Raw genomic sequence first — 21,834 nt, 5'->3', positions numbered from 1 at the left:
TTCAGTGCGCTATACTAGTATCGGGAGGTTAATACAATGGATATTATAAAAATGTCAAAAAACACTTGGAGGATAGAAGACGAAGGCGTTCGTTTCTTTTTGCTCTCTGGCGATGAAAAGGCTCTTTTGATTGACAGTGGTATGAAGATTCACAATGCAAAAGAAATTGTACGGCAGCTGGTATCTCTGCCCATAGAACTTCTGAATACCCACGGCGATATAGACCATGTTGCAAGTAACGGTGAGTTTGAAAAATTTTATATGAGCCCGGCAGAAGCGTCAAATTATTATCGTACACAGAAGAAATCGGGATGTTTTATTCCGGTGGAAAATGGGGATATCCTGGATCTTGGCAACAGGAAATTGGAAATTGTTCATATACCTGGACATACACCGGGAAGTATTGCAGTGTTGGATCTCGACAATCGTATTCTTTACAGTGGGGATACCGTTCAGGACGATGTTATTTTCATGTTTGGTGTTCAGCGGGAATTTCATGCATATATGCATAGTCTTGAAAAATTGGAGAAATATGTGGGGAAGTTTGACGAGATTTACCCTTCCCATGGTTCCCTTCCTGTTGGTCCGGAGCTGATATCTAAGCTGTACAAGGGAGCCGGAAGCATATTGGAAGGAACCGTGCCGGGAGAAGATGTGAAGTTTCACGGTATGGACCTTAAGCAGTATGATTTGGGCTGTGCAAAGTTTCTATGTGATTTTTAAAATCTTTTTTTAGAAAAACTTACGAAAAAGGAACAGTAAAATGAAAATTGCCTACATTGAATTTTGGTGGAAACTGTGGAGAAGCGATTCATACGTATGAAAATATAGCTCCTGTCGGGTTATTTTTGTTGATAAGTTTAGGATTCGTTGGGGAATTATGACAGAGCAGACAAAACGGTAAGACAGTTGTTGCGAATGGTGCACCAAAAAACCTATGGTACTTTTGTTGGTTTCTAATGTGAGATTGGGATGTGAAACGGAAATTTTTATCTTTTTTGTCAGGGCGTATCTGAAAATTACCTTCTGCCGGATGGCAATTTTCAGATACGCTAGTATGACAACCTTTGTTTTACAGGCAGGCTTTCATCACCTCATAAGTGCCTTGTGCCTCTATTTTTTCCAGAATATCTGCGACAGTATCCGCAAATCCGGGGAGCCGGGATAAATCCTCACCCCAGAAGTCTTCATTTTTACATACTGCATTGGCAAGCTGGCGTAAAGAGTCGTCCTTGTGGGCTAAGTAGAAATCCAAAACAGCTTTATCATCGGAAATAATGTAGCTCTCTCCATCAGGCCGGTGGGCAGTAAGTCCGGTTTCGGTCATTTCCTTTCCACGATAGAAAGCAATATAAAGGGCAAAAGAGATGGTAAGGCATACCGGAAGTTTGCCCGTATTTTTCATATAATCCTTTAAAGTAGGCATTACCCTTGCTTTCCACTTGGAGGTGGAATTTAAGGAGATGGATAAAAGCGCATGGTCAATAAAAGGATTTTTGAAGCGCTCTGTCACGGAAAATGCAAAGCTTTCCAGTTCATCCTTGGGCAGGGTGAGGGTAGGGATGATTTCTTCGTAGATGGCTTTATTCATAAAACCGCGGATTACATCATCGGCCATACAGTCCCTGACGATATCAAAGCCTGCCAGATAAGCCCCAAGCACCATGGAAGTGTGGGCGCCGTTTAAGATGCGGACCTTCCGCTGTTTGTAGGGCTTGTGGTTATCCGTAATGATGACCGGAAGATTTGCCTTCTCAAAAGGAAGTTCTTCCTTTAACCACTCCGGTCCTTCGATAACCCAGAATCCAAATACTTCGCCGGTGTTGAGAACTTTATCTTCATATCCGTTTTCCTGATTGATGGCATCGGCTTCGCTTCGGGGATAACCAGTTACGATACGGTCCACTAAAGTTGAGCAAAAGAGATTTTCTTCTTCCACCCATCGGATGAAATCTTCGCTTAAATTCCACTGCTTTGCATACTTGATTACACAGTCTTTTAAGACTTTTCCATTATCGTCAATCAGCTCGCAGGCAAGAATGACGAATCCTTTCCCTTTCTTGGTGCCAAATTTTTCAAAACGCCGATATAAAAGCTGTGTCAGCTTTCCAGGGTAACTTGATGGAGGGGTATCCGTAAACTGGCAGGAAGGGTCGTAGACAATGCCAGCTTCTGTGGTGTTGCTGGTAATATAGCGCAGAGACGGGTTGTCTGCGCATTTCATCATTTCCTCGTAATCGCTATAGGCATTGATACACCGATCGATACAGGAGATTACGCGTTTTGCATTTACCTTCCGGCCATTTTCAAATCCACGCAGATATAAGGTGTACAAGCCTTCCTGTTGGTTTAAAAACTGCGGAACGCTAGTAAAGGAATTTTCAGGCAATGGCTGCAGCACGGTGACCTTGCCGTCAAACCCGGCTTTCTCATTTAGGTTGTCGATAAAGTAATCCACGAAGGCCCTAAGGAAATTTCCTTCGCCAAACTGCAATACCTTTACAGGGGCTTTTTCCAGCAGATATCCTTCATAGCCTTGTTCTTTTAAAACTTCATAAGATAATCTTTTCATATTGATACAATCCCTTTCTTTTTTATCATGATTTCATATTTCAGGTTTCCTTTAAAGCGTCACGCCCTGTTTGAAGATAGCCATGTCATGGTATCCGGCTTCCTCCGCCTTTACCTTTTGTCCCGAAGCTACGCTTACTACATAATCAAAAAGCTCCTGCCCAAGCTGCTGCATAGGTTTTCCGTCTACCAGGGAACCGCAGTTGAAATCGATCCAGTTTTTTTTGCGCTCATAAAGAGACGTATTGCTGGAAATTTTAACAGTGGGAACCGGAGAAGCAAAAGGGGTTCCCCTGCCTGTGGTAAAAAGGACAATGTGCGCGCCGGAAGCGGCCAGTGCCGTAGAGGCAACCAAATCGTTGCCGGGGGCGCTTAAGAGGTTGAGCCCCTTTTGGCAGACTCTCTCGCCATAAGAAAGCACACCTTTTACCGGCGCAGAGCCGGATTTTTGGGTACATCCCATGGACTTATCCTCAAGGGTGGAAATTCCGCCCTTTTTATTACCAGGAGAGGGGTTTTCATAAATTGTCTGGTTATGGCTGGTAAAATAATTTTTAAAGTCATTGATCAGGGATACGGTCTTTTCAAATAATGCTTCATTGGCGCAGCGGTTCATAAGCAATGTTTCCGCTCCAAACATTTCAGGAACCTCCGTCAGGATAGTGGTGCCGCCCTTTGAAATCAGCAGGTCGGAAAAACGTCCAACGGCAGGGTTGGCAGTGATGCCGGATAACCCATCGGAGCCGCCGCATTTCATACCAATAATCAATTCGCTGCAGCTGATAGGTTCTCTTTGGAAAGCGCCGGCATATGCGGCCAGAGATTCCACTAATTTAAGACCATCCTCCACCTCATTTTCAGATTCCTGGGAAACCAGAAATTTTACCCGGTCTTCATCATAGGAGCCAATATATTTTTTCAGCTCCTCAATGTTGCTGTTTTCACAGCCAAGACCTAATACCAAAACCCCGCCAGCATTGGGATGATTGATTAAGTCAGCTAAAATCCGGCGGGTATGCTCCTGGTCATCCCCCATCTGGGAACATCCGTAAGGATGCGGAAAAGCTGCGATGGCGTCAATGGTACCCTGCAGGAGCTGTTGTGCCTGCCGCTCAATGGCGGTGGCTATATTGTTGACACAACCTACCGTAGGGATGATCCAGATTTCATTTCTTACACCCACCGATCCGTCTTTTCTCCTGTAGCCTTGAAAGGACTCAGGCGCGGTAGGCGCCAGTGTGGTATCTACAGGCTGATACGTGTAAGTGAGCAAGTCCCCAAGACCGGTTTTCATGTTATGGGTATGAATCCAGGCGCCTGCACAGATATCCTCCTTGGCAATGCCAATGGGAGAACCATATTTTATCACCGGTTCGTTTGCCTTTATGGGGAAAAGGGCAAATTTGTGTCCCTGGGGAATATCCTCAGATAAGGTGACGAGGCTGCCGTCCACAGTAAGAACAGTTCCCTTTGAAAGTGGTTTCAATGCCACTGCCACCTTATCATCCGGGTGAATCTTAAGAAAAACTTCCATATATAAAACCTCCATGTAGCCAACGCCTAAAAACGTGGGTGCTGGCGCAAATAAGCTTGTTTTTACAGTGATGTAAGGGCTTACATAAAAGTTACACCCAAAAGGAAATTCCGTCAATGCATAATCTGAAAAATTATCAATCAAAATACAAAATCAGCGAAATAGACAAAAAATAGTTCGGAAAATCGTAAAAAACGCTGGCGGAATCAGAGTTGATAATCTACGATTTCATGATATAATAAATACAAGTGTAAGGGCTTACACTTCGAGAACAGAAGGGAAGAAGTGAGAGGTGTGAATATATACGACATTGCGAAATTAGCCGATGTATCGATAGCAACCGTATCAAGAGTAGTCAACGACAGTTCTAAGGTCAATGATAAGACCAAGGAGAAGGTACTAAGGGTTATGGAAGAAAATCATTATACGCCCAATGTATTTGCCAGAGGGTTAGGGCTTAATTCCATGAAAACGGTAGGTTTGGTTTGTCCTGATGTTTCAGATAACTACATGGCCAAGGCGGTGGCATATCTGGAAAAAAATCTTAGGGGATATGGCTATGACTGTATTTTGTATTGCAGCGGTTACGATGAGGAAGATAAGCGCCAGGCAGTAGAGCTGATTTTACAAAAAAGAATAGACGCTTTGGTGCTGATTGGTTCCAATTATGCAGGGGGCAGGGACGAGGAAACTTCTTATATCAATGAAGTGGCGGGACAAATTCCGGTATTTATGATTAACGGCTATATAGAGGGGGAAAATATTTACTGTACTCTTGCAGACGATTATCAGGCGGTATATGACGCAACGGAAGAACTGATCTTTGCAGGGAAAAGGAGAATCCTTTTTCTGAGCAATTCAGAGTCTTTCAGCGCAATGCAGAAACGAAAAGGATATGAGGATGCCCATAAAAACCATGGTCTGCCTGTTTTGGAAGAATTAAGGCTTTATACGGAAAATTCCATTCATGGGACCAGAGACAGGCTATTATTATGCAGGAATCTTGTATTTGACAGTGTAATTGCAACAGAGGACGGGATGGCGGTTGGCGCCCTGAAATATGCCAGAGCCAGAGGGATTTCCGTTCCGGGGGAGATAAGTGTCGTAGGATATAACAATTCGGAGCTTTCCATCAGTTGTGAACCGGAGCTTACCACTGTAGATGCCAGAGGAGAAATACTATGTAAGAGCGCGATTGATTCCATGATGTCACTGCTTGGAGGGGAAAAAATCAGGCAGAAAACAATGATAAAGTGCCATCTGATCAAGCGTCACACAACTGACTTCTGATTTTTAGAAGATACTACAAAAAGGCAATGAGTTTTGCAGACAGTCCTTTATGCGGCAGTCGCAAACTGCCCTTATGTTAAGAAAGGAAATAGGAAAAATGAAAAGTTTGAAAAAGATAGGAGCGCTGGTTCTTAGTGCAAGTCTTTTAGTGGGATGCCTGACCGGGCTTACCGGCTGCGCTTCCATTAAAAGCGGAAAACGGATTATCCGTATTTCCCATGCACAGTCCGAGACGCATCCGGAGCACCTTGGGCTATTAAAATTTAAAGAGTATATTGAAGAAAATTTGGGGGATAAGTATGAGGTACAGATTTACCCCAATGAGCTTTTGGGGGGAGCCCAGAAAGCTATTGAGCTGACCCAGACAGGAGCAATCGACTTTGTAGTGGCGGGAACGGCCAATCTGGAAAACTTTGCGGATGTATATGAAGTATTCAGTATGCCTTACCTGTTTACATCCGAGGAGGCTTACCATGAGGTTATGAATGATGTGGACTATATGCAGCAGGTTTACGAATCGACCAATGCGGCAGGTTTCCGGGTGCTTACCTGGTACAATGCGGGCACAAGAAGCTTTTATGCAAAGAAACCGATTTATACGCCGGATGATTTAAAGGGCCTTAAGATGCGTGTGCAGCAAAGTCCGGCCAGCGTAAATATGGCCAATGCCTTTGGGGCGGCGGCGTCCCCCATGAGCTTTGGAGAGGTGTATACGGCAATCCAGCAGGGCGTTATTGACGGGGCGGAAAATAACGAGCTGGCGCTTACAAACAACAAACACGGCGAAGTTGCAAAGTATTATTCTTATAATAAGCACCAGATGGTTCCGGATATGCTTATCGGCAATCTGAAATTTTTAGAGGGCTTAAGCGATGAGGAATATCAAGTTTTTTTGGATGCGGCTTTGATTTCTACCCAGGAGGAGATGCTCTACTGGGATGAGCAGGTGGAGGCGGCAAAGCAGATTGCCATAAACGATATGGGCGTGGAATTTATAGAGGTGGATGTAGGGGTCTTTCAGGATAAGGTTTCCGAGGTGCAGCAGGAAATGCTGGATGATAATCCTAACATAAGAGAGCTTTACGACCATATCCAGGAAATAAACAAAAAATATGCATAAGGAGGAAAATAGAATGGAAGTGTTACACAAGATTCGCAAGGGGATAGACCTTGTATTAAGCTCCGCATGCGCTGTGATTTTCGCGGCTATGGTGGTGATTGGAACCTACCAGATTTTGACCCGTTTTATCTTCAGAAGGCCAAGCACCGTATCGGAGGAGCTGCTTACATACAGCTTTACCTGGATGGCGCTGCTTGCAAGCGCATATGTATTTGGAAAAAGAGATCATATGAGAATGGGCTTTGCGGCGGATAAGCTGGGAAAAGCCGGTCAGAAGATTTTAAATATCATCAGTGAGATTTTGATTGTCCTGTTGGCAGGCAGCGTAATGATTTACGGCGGCGTAACCATTATGGACCTTACGATGACTCAGTCAACTGCTTCTCTTGGAATACCTATGGGCGTGGTGTATACCATTATTCCTCTTTCAGGCGTCCTGATTGTAGTTTATTCTATTCTGAATCTGGTGGATTTGGTAACAGGAGTGGAAAGACAGCAGCGGGAAGTGAAAGAATAGGAAAAAGAAGGAATAGGAAAGTTTGGAAATTTCTTTCCAAACAATCTGTTAACGTAGTATCGCAGACATAGCTCGCGGTACATAACAATAGGCTTTGCCTGTTGTATGCAGGAGGTGTAAATATGAATATAGCATTAGTATGTGGACTTATTATATTAATCGTGCTGGCGGTGCTTTTGATTGCCGGCGTTCCGATTGCGGTGGCGCTGGGCATATCTTCCGTGTGCGCCATCCTGCCGATTATGGATACGGAGGTTGCCGTGCTGACAGGAGCCCAGAGAATCTTTTCGGGTATATCGGTGTTCAGCCTTTTAGCGATTCCGTTTTTCATTTTGGCCGGTAATATTATGAATAAGGGCGGTATTGCAGTGCGCCTTATTAACCTTGCAAAGGTGGTTACAGGGCGTACACCCGGCGCTCTTGCGCAGACCAATGTGTTAGCCAACATGCTCTTTGGAGCGATTTCAGGTTCCGGTACGGCGGCGGCTTCCGCAATGGGTTCCATCATTGGACCTATTGAGAAGGAGGAGGGATATGATCCCAACTTTTCGGCGGCAGCTAACATAGCAACAGCGCCCACAGGGCTTTTGATTCCGCCCAGCAATGTTATGATTACTTTTTCATTGGTCAGTGGCGGAACTTCCGTGGCAGCGCTTTTTATGGCAGGATATATTCCCGGATTTTTATGGGGCCTTGCCTGTATGCTGGTGATCTTTATTATTGCAAAAAAACGCGGGTACAGAAGTAATACAAACTTTACTGCCAAAGAAAAATGGGATATCTTTATCCAGGCGCTGCCCTGCCTTTTGCTGATTATCATTGTAATAGGCGGAATCATAGGCGGTATCTTTACGGCAACGGAAGGATCCGTGGTTGCGGTGGTTTACAGCCTGATTTTGTCCCTGTTTTTCTACAAATCCATTAAAATTTCAGATTTACCGCAGATTTTAAAGGAAAGCGCGGAGATGACAGGCATCATCATATTTCTGATTGGTGTTTCCAGTATTATGTCATGGGTAATGGCGTTTACCAACATTCCGGCATTGGTCTCCTCGGGCCTTTTGTCCATTAGCAATAGCAAAATCGTGATTCTTTTGATGATTAACCTGATTCTGCTCATTGTAGGTACTTTCATGGACATGACCCCTGCATGCCTGATTTTTACGCCGATATTCCTTCCGGTATGTCAGGCCCTTGGTATGAATACGGTACATTTCGGTATTATGATGATATTCAATTTGTGTATCGGAACCATTACGCCCCCGGTTGGAACCACTTTGTTTGTGGGCGTTAAGGTGGGCGGTGTGAAGATTGAGACGGTAATAAAGCAGCTGCTGATTTACTTTGCGGCAATCTTCATTGTGCTTTTGCTGGTAACTTATATTCCGCAGATTTCCCTGTGGCTGCCGGGTCTGTTAGGATATGTATAAATTCGTTCCCCGGCCTGTGTTTCCGGCCGGGGAGAAACAAACGCTGTCACGCTTTGCGAGCCAGCTTATTGAAACAAACGCTGTCACGCTTTGCGAGCCAGCTTATTGAAACAAACGCTGTCACGCTTTGCGAGCCAGCTTATTGAAACAAACGCTGTCACGTTTTGCGAGCCAGCTTATTGAAACAAACGCTGTCACGCTTTGCGAGCCAGCTTATTGAAACAAACGCTGTCACGTTTTGCGAGCCAGCTTATTGAAACAAACGCTGTCACGCTTTGCGAGCCAGCTTATTGAAACAAACGCTGTCACGTTTTGCGAGCCAGCTTATTGAAACAAACGCTGTCACGCTTTGCGAGCCAGCTTATTGAAACAAACGCTGTCACGCTTTGCGAGCCAGCTTATTGAAACAAACGCTGTCACGTTTTGCGAGCCAGCTTATTGAAACAAACGCTGTCACGCTTTGCGAGCCAGCTTATTGAAACAAACGCTGTCACGTTTTGCGAGCCAGCTTATTGAAACAAACGCTGTCACGCTTTGCGAGCCAGCTTATTGAAACAAACGCTGTCACGCTTTGCGAGCCAGCTTATTGAAACAAACGCTGTCACGCTTTGCGAGCCAGCTTATTGAAACAAACGCTGTCACGTTTTGCGAGCCAGCTTATTGAAACAAACGCTGTCACGCTTTGCGAGCCAGCTTATTGAAACAAACGCTGTCACGTTTTGCGAGCCAGCTTATTGAAACAAACGCTGTCACGCTTTGCGAGCCAGCTTATTGAAACAAACGCTGTCACGCTTTGCGAGCCAGCTTATTGAAACAAACGCTGTCACGCTTTGTAAGTCAGTTTATTGTAACAACGGATGTTATGCTTTGTGACATATCCGTTGTTAAATAGAGTGATTGCTACATCAGGCGGTAGGAATGAAAACGATAAAAATATGGAGGTGTTTGAAACATGAAGGAATTTATGGGAAAAGATTTTTTGCTGGGTACGCAGACCGCACAGGAGTTGTACCACGATTTTGCAGCAAAGGTGCCTGTTTTGGACTATCATTGTCATATTAATCCTCAGGAAATCGCCGAGGACAGAAAATTTGAAAATATCACCCAGGTTTGGTTAGGAGGCGATCATTACAAATGGCGCCAGATGCGCTCAAACGGCGTGGATGAATATTATATTACAGGGGATGCACCGGACCGTGAGAAATTTCAGAAATGGGCGGAAACTTTAGATAAAGCCATCGGAAATCCGCTGTTCCATTGGAGCCATTTGGAACTGCAGAGATATTTTGAATATCATGGGGTGTTAGGAGCAGATACGGCGGAGGAAGTGTGGAATCTGTGCAACAGCAAGCTTAAGGAGGATTCCATGAGCGTCCGCAATCTGATTCGACAGTCCAACGTGACGTTGATCTGTACCACAGATGATCCGGCGGATGATCTGAGATGGCACAAAATAATTGCGGAAGATGACAGCTTTCAGGTACAGGTGCTTCCCGCATGGCGCCCGGATAAGGCCATGAACCTTGAGAAACCGGACTATGCAGCATATCTTGTAAAGTTAGGCAAGGCAGCGGACATGGAAATTCAATCATTTGAAGATTTGAAAAAGGCCTTGATTAAGCGTATGGATTTCTTTGACAGCTATGGGTGTCGTGCGTCAGACCATGCTTTGGAATATGTGATGTATAACCCTGCTTCGAAGGAGGAGATAGAAGCAATTTTTGCAAAGCGCCTTAGCGGAGAAGAAATTTCCAGGGAAGAAGAACTGAAATTTAAAACAGAATTTATGATTTTTGTGGCAGGAGAATATGCAAGGCTTGGCTGGGCTATGCAGCTCCATTATGGATGCAAGCGTGACAACAATAAAAAAATGTATGAAAAGCTGGGACCGGATACAGGCTATGACTGTATCAATAATTATGCGCCCTCCAGCGAGACCGCAGACTTTTTAAATGCGCTAAGTGAGACAGGGAATATGCCCAAGACAATTTTGTACAGCTTGAATCCCAATGATGATGAGGCCCTTGGCACGATCCTTGGCTGTTTCCAGAATGGGGATATGATTGGAAAAATCCAGCAGGGATCGGCATGGTGGTTTAATGACAATAAAACCGGTATGATAAAGCAGATGACCTCCCTTGCAAACTTAAGTCTTTTGGGCAATTTCAATGGAATGCTTACAGATTCCAGAAGCTTTCTTTCCTATCCGAGACATGAGTATTTCAGAAGGATTATGTGTGATTTGATTGGCGGATGGGTGGAAAACGGCGAGTATCCCAAGGACATGAAGAAGCTTGCCCAGATTGTAAAAGGAATTTCTTATAATAACGCAATCCGGTATTTTGGATTTAAACTTGATATGAAATAATTAAGCATAAATCAAACAATATGGTTCTTTCCGTATCTAATGAAGCAGCATTCGTAACAGTTCAGCCTTGTGCTGAACTGTTATGCAATTACAAACTATTTCAACTTTTGGTTGACAAAAGTGTTTCCTGGGGCTATACTATAACAGTGATATATAACACTGTTATAAGCAAGGGCGGCAAAATGAGCGAATCAGAAAAAAGTACGCTGGATCTACTCCACAGGGCGGCTAAAGTGGAATTTATGGAGAAAGGGTTTCAGACTGCTTCTTTACGTAATATTGTTAAAACAGCAGGCGTCACCACCGGAGCTTTTTACGGATACTATGACAGTAAGGAAGAATTATTTTCAGCTTTGGTGGGGAAAGCTTATGAATATGTGATGAGCCGGTATAGGCAGGCCCATGAATATTTTGAAAATCTGCCTGCCGAAAAGCAGCCGGAGCAGATGGGAAAGCTGTCTGCAAAATGCATGAACGAACTGCTGGCATATTCCTACGAGCATGCGGATGAGTTCTATTTGATTTTGAAATGCTCGGAGGGCACGAAATACGCCGGTATGATAGACGACATGGTGGAGCTTGAGGTAGAATCCACCCATAAGTATTATAAGGTTTTGGAACAGCTTGGCGCTTACGTCCCTAAAATTGATGAAAGACTGGAACATATCATGGCAACAGGCATGATAGGCGCTTTTTTTGAAATGGTTTTGCATAAAATGCCTTTTGAAGATGCGAAGGTGTTTTTGCAGCAGTTAAACGATTTTTACACCGCAGGTTGGATGAAAATTATGGGACAGTAACATCCAGGCGGATGTGATATAGAAAGTATGCATTGCAGGCTTTCTATATATTTTCCCTATAAGTTAGAATAGACTAACTAATATTTTATGCAGGTAACAATGGAGCGGCTGCAGCGTTTCCATTATTATATTTAATTTAAAATAAGCTGATCCACGAAGCGTGACGGCGTTTGTTACAATAAGCCGCCTCGCGAAGCGTGACGGCGTTTGTTGGACACCAACAGTCCGAACAGCATGAAAAATATAAAAGGAGGTCTTATCTTTGAAAACTTTGAAAAAAGAATCTAATCTGAAAAGGCTTTTGGATTATGCCGGAGGCTACAAATACCTAACGATAGCGTCATGGGCCTTAAGTGCGCTGAGCGCTTTGGTGGCGCTTTTGCCATTTGTGTATATTTGGAAAGTCATCAAAGAGGTGTTAGATGGGGCTGCAAATTTGCAGGATACAAAGAACCTGGCCCATAACGGGTGGATGGCAGTACTGTTTGCGGTGGCTGCGATTTTGATTTATGTGGCGGCCCTTATGTGCTCGCATTTGGCAGCATTCCGGGTACAGGCAAATATCCGGATCAAAGCAATGCACCATATTGTAACTCTGCCAATGGGTTTTATGGACAGCATTGGCAGCGGAAAAATCAGAAAGACGGTGTATGAATCCAGCGCCGCGACAGAAACCTATCTTGCCCACCAGCTTCCCGACAAAGCAAACGCGCTTGCCACGCCCGTGGGGTTATTGATTTTTCTTATGGTCTTTGACTGGCGGCTGGGACTTTTAAGTCTTCTTCCCATTGTGGCGGCATTTATTATCATGAGTATCATGACAGGTAAGCGCATGGCAAAGAAAATGGAAGAATACAATAACGCGTTAGGACAGATGTCCGGTGAAGCGGTGGAGTATGTGAGAGGAATATCGGTTGTAAAAACATTCGGCCAATCGGTATTTTCTTTCAAACGTTTTCAAGAATCCATTGACAATTATGAAAAGTGGGTCATTGCTTATACGAAAGATCTGCGTTTCCCAATGATGTGTTACACCACGCTGGTAAATGGAATTTTTGCAGTCCTGATTGCAGCGGCATTGGTGATAACAAAGGATGGAGTGACAAATGAATTTCTGTTAAATCTGATGTACTATATTATCATCACGCCAGTTATTACGCTGACCCTGACAAAGATTATGTATGCCAGCGAAAATAAGCTGATAGTAGCCGATGCTATGTCGCGAATCGAAAGCGTTTTAGAAATGAAGCCATTGCCGGAAACCCAAAAACCAAAGCATCCAAAGGATAATTCCGTGGAGCTTTCCGGAGTTTCTTTTCGGTATAAGGATGCAAAGAAAGATGCACTTAAAAATATTTCCCTTGTAATCAAATCCGGTGAACATGTAGCATTTGTAGGACCCTCAGGCGGAGGGAAGACCACCCTTGCAAGTATTGTGGCAAGATTCTGGGATGTATCCGGCGGAAGTGTAAAAATCGGGGGTGTCAATGTAAAAGATATTTCCAAGGAAGAATTGATGAACACGGTTTCTTTCGTTTTTCAGGATTCGCAGCTTTTAAAAACTTCTATCCTTGAAAATGTGCGGATGGCTAAGCCGGATGCTTCGCGGGGGGAAGTCCTGAAAGCCCTTCACGATGCGCAGTGCGATGATATTCTTGAAAAGCTGCCGGAAGGAGTGGATACGGTCGTAGGAGCAAAGGGAGTATATCTATCAGGCGGAGAACAGCAGCGCATTTCGATTGCACGAGTTATGCTGAAAGATGCACCGGTTCTTATCCTAGATGAAGCCACTGCTTTTGCTGACCCGGACAATGAGGTTAAAGTGCAGACAGCATTTAATGTGCTTGCCAAAGGAAAGACCGTGCTGATGATTGCGCACAGGCTTTCCACTGTTACCGGCGCGGACAGAATAATCGTTATAAAGGACGGAATGATAGAAGAATGGGGTACCCATGCCCAGCTGAAAGATAAAGGGGGGACGTATGCCGAAATGTGGAGAGAGTACAATAAAGCTGCAAAGTGGAAGGTAGGTGTTTCAAATGCATGAAAAATTAAAACACACGTTTGCCCTGTCTGACCAGGGCGCGAAAGATATGGTAAAGGCATTTTTTACCTGCATCCTGCATAATCTTTCTATGATGGTTCCGGTGGTGCTTTTATATAGCCTTATCAGCGACTTGCTGTACGGAGGGATACCGGACGGAAAAAGTACTTTTTATATTGTGGGACTTTTGGTGGCCCTGGGGTTGATTATGCTTACCTGCTATATTCAATACAACGCCACATTTTTTGCAACCTATGTGGAAAGCGGCGTCAGGAGACTGGCGCTTGCGGAGAAACTGAGAAAAATACCGCTGTCTTTTTTCGGACAAAAGGATTTACCTGATTTAACCAGTGTGTTGATGTCGGACTGCGCCTCTTTGGAAAGCGGTTTGTCCCATTGGGTTCCGGAGCTGATTGGCTCTGTGATTTCTACTTTGCTGATTGCCGTGGGGATTTTTGTCTTTAATTGGAAAATGGCTTTGGCTTCTCTGTGGGTGCTTCCGGTCTCTTTTGGGCTGCTGATTTTGACATCAGGAATCTTGAGAAAATCGGAGAGGAAGGTAAATCAGGCGCAGTTATCCTGCATGGATGGGATACAGGAGTGCCTTGAGTCTGTGAGGGATTTGAAGGCCAACAATGCGGAAGACGAATACTTAAAAGGACTGGATGCTAAAATCAAGAGGGTTGAAAGACAGACTGTCTTTAGTGAACTGACCCATGCAATCTGCAATACCTGTGGAAGGATGATTTTAAAGCTGGGTATCGCTACCACAGTGCTTGCAGGCAGCATGCTGCTTGTGGATGGGCAGATTACATTGCTCACATTATTTACTTTTTTGATACTGGTTTCCCGTATATATGATCCCCTGATTAGCGCTTTAGATAACCTGATGGCGGTGATGATGATGCTCAATATCCAGTGCAGACGAATGGATGAAATCCTAAGCTGCCCGGAACAAAAGGGCACGGAAGAACTGACAAATCAAGGCTATGACATTACCTTTGACCATGTGGGATTTTCCTACAACAGCGGGGAGATGGTGTTAAAAGATGTATCCTTTAGCGCAAAGCAGGGGCAGGTCACTGCTTTGGTAGGACCCTCAGGCGGTGGCAAAACAACAGTTTCCCGTCTTGCCGCAAGGTTCTGGGATATCCAAAAGGGCAAGATTACCGTGGGCGGCATGGATATTTCGAATACGGACCCGGAATCACTGATGTCCCTGTACTCTATTGTATTTCAGGATGTCACACTGTTTAACAATACGGTCATGGAAAATATCCGCCTGGGACGGAAGGACGCCACTGACAATGAGGTGCTTGCGGCGGCAAGACTTGCCAATGTGGATGAATTTGCAGAGAAATTACCCCACAAGTGGAATACCCTGATAGGAGAGAACGGCAGCCAGCTTTCAGGAGGGGAACGCCAGCGCATTTCGATTGCAAGGGCATTTCTCAAGAACGCTCCGATTATCCTGTTGGATGAAGCAACGGCCAGCCTTGATGTGGAAAACGAAACGCTGATTCAGGAATCCTTATCAAAACTGATTGAAAATAAGACGGTTATGATCATTGCCCACCGTATGCGTACCGTTGCAGGGGCGGATAAAATCGTTGTCCTTTCTGACGGCACAGTAGCGGAACAGGGCAATTCTGACATGCTTCTTAAAAAGAACGGTATTTATGCCCGCATGGTTAATCTTCAGACTCAGAGCAGGAATTGGGCAATGGAATAATAAAATTGTTTCTATAATTTATGTTTTAAATACAGATGCATTCATAAAGGCGCGTGGAACAGTGAAATGTAAACCATGCGTCTTTACATTAAGCTGGCGTTTGTGTATGGATTGTCTTCCCTATTGCAGGAAATTGAGGTATAATTGTAATGTTGGAAATATATAAAATGAGATGAAGAATGGCAGTCAAAATGAAAAACCCATGGGAAAAAATTTCTTTAGCCGATTATGAAAATCATATGAAACTTGATTCTGTTATGCAGTTACAAGCTATGAATCAAATGATGATAGGACAGTTTGACACTTATCCTGTTTCCAGCGTAATGATACTTGGTATCGCAGGCGGTAATGGTCTTGAACATATCCAAAAAGACAAATTTGAGAGGGTATATGGGGTAGATGTGAATTCTTCTTATTTAAAAGAAGTTATTTGCAGATATCCTGATTTAGACGGACTTCTGGAATGCCTGTGCATCAATTTGATAAACGAAACTGATAAGTTACCGAAAGCCGATATGATTATTGCAAATCTGCTGATTGAGTATATTGGCTATGAATGTTTTCAGAATGCAGTCCAACATGTAAATCCGAAGTATGTTTCAAGTATAATTCAAATCAACATTGAAAATACATGGATATCTGACTCTAGAAAAAGCTATCTAACTACCCAGAACTTGGAAACTGCTTGCTACACAAATTTTTTAAAAAAAGTTGGCTGACAAGTTGGCTGCACTTAATTAGCTGATGTGCGAAAAGCTCCTTTCTATGTGGGTGCGGCGCAGGGAAATTCGTTCAAGTATAATCATGAGATTTTTAAGTGGGCATTCGAAGGCTCAGGAACAGGGCGATTGCCAATGTTTTTAATCAAATGGGACTTGTTGAAGCGTGGGGAATCGGAATACGAAGAATAAAAGAAGGGGCAAAAAGTTATGGTCTTCCAAGTCCGGAAATATTGGTTTTTGATGACATGTTTAGAGTAAATCTTTATCGCAATCAAATAATAGAAGGACAGAATGATTATACCCTGGCATCTAATAAACAGCAAAAAAGCATCGGAGAAAGATTGGGAACAGTTTCGGGGAGATTTGAGTGATACACAGATAAGAATCTTGGAGCTTTTGTCTGTGGATATATACCTTTCGGCTGCCAAGATGGCCAAACAGCTTGGTATAGCAGGCAGGAACGTTGAGGCGAACATCAAAAAACTGAAAGAAAAGGGCATTTTAATCCGTCATGGCTCTCCCAAAAATGGGTACTGGGAAATTAAATACGATAAGAAATCATGGGACTGAGGAAAGTGAGGGGGAAAGAATGGAAAATGGTATGTTTGGATTTCCATTAGAAAGGTGTAATTTAAAGAGGCAGCAGCTAATGAAATATACAGGAAAATATAAAGAGATGGCAGAGCAGTTTCGGAAGGACGGCTGCGATGAGTATATGATTGAGAAATTTATCCGTCAGGAGATGGAGGCGGATGAATTCAGGAAAGGAGAGGGTATCACAGATATGGAAACACTTCGGATTTGGAAGGCATATCCGGATGAGGCAAAGGAGATGTGGCTGCATAATGCATTTTGTGTCAATTGTGGAAAAGCGTCCTTTAAGTTGGGATACAACTTGCGGCAAGATAAATTTGGTGTGGTGATTGAAGGTTTTTGTAATAAATGTGGAGAACGGATTGCGAGGTGTTGCGACTGATGGCTGGATTTTCGGAAAGAGACTGGAAACTGTTTCGCAGTAAGATTCCTGGTTGGCAGGAAGCATACATGGATAGGCTGAATAAAGAGTACATAGAACTTCTGAGCGCGGAGGGAAACGCATCGGACAAATTTTGGACACTGGAGAAGAGGATTCGTGAGGATAAAAAGGACTGTGGTGTGCAGTGTGAGATGAGCAGATCTAACCAGTTTTATATTATGATGTCGCTGCTAAATGAAGGTGCGATTTCACTAGAGGATTTGGATGATTTCAGCGATGAGCTGAAAGATACAATGAAACATTTTTTTGAGAGAAGATGATGTGTCCGGCGCAAAGCGCTTTAGATTGGAGGAAAAATGGACAGAATGAGAAGGCTGCGGATGAATCCTGCCATAAGGGATATGGTCAGGGAAAATCATGTGCGGGTACAGGAACTGATTTATCCGGTTTTTGTTATGGAGGGAGAGAATATCTGTAATCCAGTGGAGGCCATGCCGGGAATTTTCAGATATTCCATTGACCGTTTAGCCGGTGAATTGAACCGTGTGGTTGAAACAGGGGTTGGAGCGGTGCTTTTATTTGGGATTCCGGCCCATAAGGATGAAATCGGCAGCGGCGCTTATGACGATCAGGGGATTATACAGAAGGCGATCCGCTATATAAAATCGGAAAAAAGATACAGGGATTTATTGGTGATTGCAGACGTTTGTCTATGCGAATACACATCCCATGGACATTGCGGGCTTATTAAGGACGGCGTGATTTTAAATGACGAGACGCTGCCGCTTCTTGCCAAAACAGCGGTAAGCTATGCAAAGGCGGGAGCAGATATCGTAGCGCCCAGCGATATGATGGATAAACGGGTGGCAGCCATCAGAAAAGCCCTTGACGAAAATGGCTTTATCCATATTCCTATTATGGCCTACAGCGCTAAATTTGCTTCGGCTTTTTATGGGCCCTTTCGGGAGGCGGCAGGTTCTGCGCCTTGCTTTGGAGACCGGAAAACCTATCAGATGGACCCGGCTAACGGCCGCGAAGCAATGCGGGAGGTGGAGGAAGATATAGCGGAGGGCGCAGATTTCATTATTGCCAAGCCTGCTATGGCCTATATGGACGTGATACGGGAAATGACGGTAAGCTACAACATTCCTGTTGTGGCCTATAACGTAAGCGGGGAATATTCCATGGTGAAGGCGGCAACGGCACAGGGCTTTATTGATGAAAAGAAAATTGTAATGGAAATCATGACAGGCTTAAAGAGGGCCGGGGCAAAAATGATTATCACCTACCATGCACTGGATGTGGCAAGCTGGCTGGTGTGAAGAAAACGTTAAGAAACGTTAAGGCATCAAAAAACACTGCCTAAGCGTTACGAAATGTTTTAGAGGATGCCGAAAATGCGGGTATTCTCCGCCAGGATTTGAGTTGCCGTAAAGCATCAGCAGAGAATGCCCCAGCATGGGTATTCCCCCCTAGGATTTGAGTTATCGTAAAGCGGCGGCAGAGAATGCCCTAATATAGGCATTCTCCGCATAGATTTGAGTTGCCGCGAAGCAGCATGACATAGTATGAAGATAATTCTTAAGCCGTAAAAAGAAAGGATACAGGCACATGGATACAAAATCAAAAGAACTGTTTTTAAAGGCTAAGAAGTATATTCCGGGAGGGGTGAACAGCCCGGTGCGCGCTTTTGGAGCTGTGGGAGGCTGGCCGCGCTTTATCGCATCAGCTCACAAGGACCGGCTGGTGGACGTGGACGGAAACGAGATGATAGACTATGTCTGCTCCTGGGGCCCGGGCATTTTGGGACATGCGCATCCGAGAGTAATTGAAAAGGTACAAGAAGCCTGCAAAGATGGCCTGACCTTTGGCGCGCCTACAAAGAAAGAGGTGTTGCTGGCAGAGTTGATTGCTGAGCTTGTTCCCTCTATAGAAGACAGCCGTCTTGTGAGCTCCGGAACAGAAGCCGTGATGAGCGCAATACGTGTGGCAAGGGGCTACACCAGGCGGGATAAAATTATAAAATTTAAAGGCTGCTATCATGGACATTCCGATGGGCTTTTGGTGAAGGCGGGTTCCGGCGCTTTGACCACATCCATGCCGGACAGCGCCGGTGTACCAGCGGATTACACAAAAAATACGCTGGTGGCTTCTTATAATGACAGGGCTTCTGTGAAAAATTTGTTTGAGGCTGACCCGGAAGAAATTGCGGCCGTTATTGTGGAACCTGTGGCGGCGAACATGGGAGTTGTGCTGCCCGAGAAGGGTTTTTTGGAATTTTTGCGGGAAATTACGAAAAAGTATGGGGCGCTTTTGATTTTTGATGAAGTAATAACAGGATTCCGCCTGGCCTTAGGCGGCGCCCAGGAATACTATGGCGTGCGGCCGGATTTGACGACCCTGGGTAAAATTGTGGGCGGCGGTATGCCCATTGGCGCTTATGGAGGAAAAAGAGAGATTATGGAAATGGTTTCTCCTGCAGGGCCGGTGTACCAGGCAGGAACGCTGTCCGGCAATCCAATCGCTACCACGGCGGGCATTGAAACCCTGCTGATTTTAAAGGAAGACCCTGATATTTACAGGCGCCTTAACCAAAAAGCCGGGGAAATTGCTTTGGCAGTAAAAGAAGCGGCCAAAGATGCCGTCTGTCTAAATCAGGCTGGTTCTTTGCTCAGTATTTTCTTTACATCTCATAAAGTGACAGACTACGAAAGCGCGGCAGACTCGGATACGGCAAGCTACGGAAGATACTTTAACTATCTGCTGGATAGAGGAATCTATGTGGCACCGTCACAGTTTGAAGCAATGTTTTTGTCAGATGCACATACGGAAGAAGACATAGCGTTTACCTGCCAGATGATCAGGGATTTTTTTAATCAATGAGCGGATTTCTAATGGCCGGATTCAGTAACGGATTGGCCGAAGGCTGAAAAAAGTAACAAGTAACAATGTTATAGCAGATGACGGAAACATGGAAAGGTTTTGGATTGTCATTTCATATGTAAAATGGTATGATTAAGAAACAGAAATTGTGTGGTAGTTTAAGGAGGTAAAAAATGAGGGTATTGGTACTAGGAGGAGTTGCAGCAGGCACAAAGATTGCAGCGAAATTAATGAGAGAAGACCGCAGCAACGAAGTAATCGTGCTCAACAAAGGAAAGGATATTTCTTATGCAGGATGCGGCCTTCCCTATTATGTGGGACATGTGATTGAGGATAAGAACCAGTTGATTGTGAATACGCCTGAAAAGTATTCCAAATTGACGGGCGTATCGGTTTTGACGGAGACAGAAGCGGTCAAAGTTGACCCTCAGGCAAAAAAGGTAACGGCTCATGATTTGAAGACAGGGGAAGAAAAAGTTTACGAGTATGACAAACTGGTTATTTCCGTAGGGGCAAGTCCGGTCAAGCCCCCGATTGAAGGGTGCGACCTTGAAAATGTGTTTTTTGTAAGAACGCCGGAGGATGCAATCAGGCTCCGGGATTTGACAGATAGCAAAGAGGTGAAAAGAGCGGTGGTGGTGGGGGCCGGTTACATTGGCCTTGAGATTGCGGAAAACCTGAAATTGCAGGGAATACGCCCCTTTGTGCTGGATATGGCGGATCATGCTCTGCCGGGCTTTGACGCTGAAATGGCAGGCTATGTGGAAGGCAAGCTGCAGGAGAGCGGTATCCCGGTGGTGACCGGGGTTACGGTGACCGGAATTGAAGGCAATGGCAAAGTGGAAAAGGTTACCACCAGCAAGAAGGCTTACAAGGCGGATTTGGTGGTGCTCAGCGCTGGAATCCGGCCCAATACCGGATTTTTGGAGGGCAGCGGAATCGAGATGTTTAAGGGAACGATTCTGACCAATGAGCAGGGGGAGACAAACCTTCCTGACATTTACGCGGCAGGGGACTGCGCTATGGTACATAATGCGCTGACCGGGAAACCGGCATGGTCGCCTATGGGCTCCACAGCAAACATTGACGGTCGTTTGATTGCCCAAAATATCATGGGAGCAGGGCTTGGCTATGGAGGCGTTCTTGGAACAGCCGTATGCAAGCTGCCTGAGCTGAATGTGGGAAGAACGGGGCTGACACAGGCTCAGGCCAAGGCGGAAGGATTTTCGCCGGTCAGCGTGGTGACGGTAGTGGATGATAAGGCCCACTATTTCCCGGGAGCGTCCTCCTTTATCATCAAAATGATTGCGGACAAAGATTCCCTGAGGCTTTTAGGGGTGCAGGTCATTGGCCAGGGAGCAGTGGATAAAGTGGTGGACATTGCCGTAACAGGCATTATGTTAAAGGGAACTCTGCCGGAGCTTGCAAATATGGATTTAGCCTATGCGCCGCCTTTTTCAACAGCTATTCATCCTTTTGCAAATGCGGCCAATGTGCTGATGAATAAAATAAGCGGAAAGTTTGAGACCTTTACGCCGGCCCAGTACGAAGCGGGCGAGGCAGGGGATTACAAGATAGTGGATGCCTGTCTGGTTCCATCTATTGAAGGGGCTCCTTATGTGGATTTGACTACGGTGGAAGGCCCCGTTGAAGGATTAGGTAAGGATGAAAAAATACTTCTTGTATGCAATAAGGGAAAGAGAGCTTATTTGCTCCAAAACCGTCTAAAATATTACGGATATACCAATACAAAGGTGTTAGAAGGCGGTATTACTTTTAATGAAGTAGAGGTGTAGGAGCCAAGATAACAGTTCAGCCTTGGGATTGCCTGTTACGAAATCTACCTA

Annotated in this window: 19 protein-coding genes; 17 read left to right on the top strand and 2 right to left on the bottom strand. The window is 44.8% G+C overall.

What is annotated here, in order from left to right; translation table 11 throughout:
• Positions 1–36 precede the first annotated feature (36 nt).
• The gene (locus D5281_RS05195; protein ID WP_160559077.1) at positions 37–723 is read left to right on the top strand and encodes an MBL fold metallo-hydrolase; all 687 of its coding nucleotides are present in this window, start codon (positions 37–39) and stop codon (positions 721–723) included.
• A gap of 349 nt (positions 724–1,072) precedes the next feature.
• Here the strand turns inward: D5281_RS05195 and D5281_RS05190 are convergent, their stop codons facing one another.
• A complete protein-coding gene (locus D5281_RS05190; RefSeq protein ID WP_160559076.1) occupies positions 1,073–2,572 on the bottom strand; it encodes a tagaturonate reductase in 1,500 nt (499 codons plus the stop codon).
• Positions 2,573–2,623: 51 nt separating this feature from the next.
• Complete coding sequence (locus D5281_RS05185; protein ID WP_160559075.1) at positions 2,624–4,105, bottom strand: UxaA family hydrolase; 1,482 nt, start codon at positions 4,103–4,105, stop codon at positions 2,624–2,626.
• A 285-nt stretch (positions 4,106–4,390) separates the two neighbouring features.
• On the opposite strand from D5281_RS05185, the gene D5281_RS05180 reads away from it, so the two are divergent.
• The 16 genes from D5281_RS05180 to D5281_RS05105 all read left to right on the top strand — a co-directional run bounded on the left by D5281_RS05180 (position 4,391) and on the right by D5281_RS05105 (position 21,783).
• A complete protein-coding gene (locus D5281_RS05180) occupies positions 4,391–5,395 on the top strand; it encodes a LacI family DNA-binding transcriptional regulator (protein WP_330584847.1) in 1,005 nt (334 codons plus the stop codon).
• 97 nt (positions 5,396–5,492) lie between these two features.
• Positions 5,493–6,515: a TRAP transporter substrate-binding protein gene (locus D5281_RS05175; protein ID WP_160559074.1), complete on the top strand. Its 1,023-nt coding sequence runs from the start codon at positions 5,493–5,495 to the stop codon at positions 6,513–6,515.
• A gap of 13 nt (positions 6,516–6,528) precedes the next feature.
• Positions 6,529–7,032, top strand: coding sequence for a TRAP transporter small permease (locus D5281_RS05170; RefSeq protein ID WP_160559073.1), 504 nt, complete (start codon positions 6,529–6,531; stop codon positions 7,030–7,032).
• A gap of 122 nt (positions 7,033–7,154) precedes the next feature.
• Entirely contained in the window at positions 7,155–8,462 is a 1,308-nt protein-coding gene (locus tag D5281_RS05165) for a TRAP transporter large permease (RefSeq protein ID WP_160559072.1), read from the top strand.
• Positions 8,463–9,414: 952 nt separating this feature from the next.
• Entirely contained in the window at positions 9,415–10,830 is a 1,416-nt protein-coding gene (gene uxaC, locus D5281_RS05160; RefSeq protein WP_160559071.1) for a glucuronate isomerase, read from the top strand.
• Between the two features lie 182 nt (positions 10,831–11,012).
• Positions 11,013–11,630: a TetR/AcrR family transcriptional regulator gene (locus D5281_RS05155; protein ID WP_160559070.1), complete on the top strand. Its 618-nt coding sequence runs from the start codon at positions 11,013–11,015 to the stop codon at positions 11,628–11,630.
• A 271-nt stretch (positions 11,631–11,901) separates the two neighbouring features.
• Entirely contained in the window at positions 11,902–13,677 is a 1,776-nt protein-coding gene (locus D5281_RS05150) for an ABC transporter ATP-binding protein (RefSeq protein WP_160559145.1), read from the top strand.
• On the top strand, positions 13,670–15,406 hold the full coding sequence (locus D5281_RS05145; RefSeq protein ID WP_160559069.1) for an ABC transporter ATP-binding protein: 1,737 nt from the start codon (positions 13,670–13,672) through the stop codon (positions 15,404–15,406). Before D5281_RS05150 ends, D5281_RS05145 begins: the two co-directional genes overlap by 8 nt.
• A gap of 179 nt (positions 15,407–15,585) precedes the next feature.
• The gene (locus D5281_RS05140) at positions 15,586–16,125 is read left to right on the top strand and encodes a methyltransferase type 11 (RefSeq protein WP_277935184.1); all 540 of its coding nucleotides are present in this window, start codon (positions 15,586–15,588) and stop codon (positions 16,123–16,125) included.
• A 98-nt stretch (positions 16,126–16,223) separates the two neighbouring features.
• Positions 16,224–16,499, top strand: a complete 276-nt coding sequence (locus tag D5281_RS05135) for an ATP-binding protein (protein WP_330584845.1) — start codon at positions 16,224–16,226, stop codon at positions 16,497–16,499.
• Positions 16,492–16,698: a winged helix-turn-helix transcriptional regulator gene (locus D5281_RS05130; RefSeq protein ID WP_277935183.1), complete on the top strand. Its 207-nt coding sequence runs from the start codon at positions 16,492–16,494 to the stop codon at positions 16,696–16,698. The genes D5281_RS05135 and D5281_RS05130 overlap by 8 nt, the downstream gene beginning before the upstream one ends.
• A gap of 19 nt (positions 16,699–16,717) precedes the next feature.
• Positions 16,718–17,104 carry a hypothetical protein gene (locus tag D5281_RS05125; protein WP_160559067.1) on the top strand — a complete coding sequence of 129 codons (387 nt, stop codon included), beginning with the start codon at positions 16,718–16,720 and terminating at the stop codon, positions 17,102–17,104.
• 68 nt (positions 17,105–17,172) lie between these two features.
• Positions 17,173–17,424, top strand: coding sequence for a hypothetical protein (locus tag D5281_RS05120; protein ID WP_277935182.1), 252 nt, complete (start codon positions 17,173–17,175; stop codon positions 17,422–17,424).
• 36 nt (positions 17,425–17,460) lie between these two features.
• Positions 17,461–18,426, top strand: coding sequence for a porphobilinogen synthase (hemB, locus tag D5281_RS05115; protein WP_160559065.1), 966 nt, complete (start codon positions 17,461–17,463; stop codon positions 18,424–18,426).
• 289 nt (positions 18,427–18,715) lie between these two features.
• Positions 18,716–19,987, top strand: a complete 1,272-nt coding sequence (gene hemL, locus D5281_RS05110) for a glutamate-1-semialdehyde 2,1-aminomutase (protein ID WP_160559064.1) — start codon at positions 18,716–18,718, stop codon at positions 19,985–19,987.
• A 173-nt stretch (positions 19,988–20,160) separates the two neighbouring features.
• Positions 20,161–21,783, top strand: a complete 1,623-nt coding sequence (locus D5281_RS05105) for an FAD-dependent oxidoreductase (RefSeq protein ID WP_160559063.1) — start codon at positions 20,161–20,163, stop codon at positions 21,781–21,783.
• Positions 21,784–21,834: the final 51 nt, after the last annotated feature.

This window comes from Parablautia muri (assembly GCF_009917485.1).
GTDB lineage: Bacteria > Bacillota > Clostridia > Lachnospirales > Lachnospiraceae > Suilimivivens > Suilimivivens muri.
The sequence above is the reverse complement of the archived record's forward strand: the minus strand, read 5'-3'. Positions and strand labels throughout refer to the sequence as shown.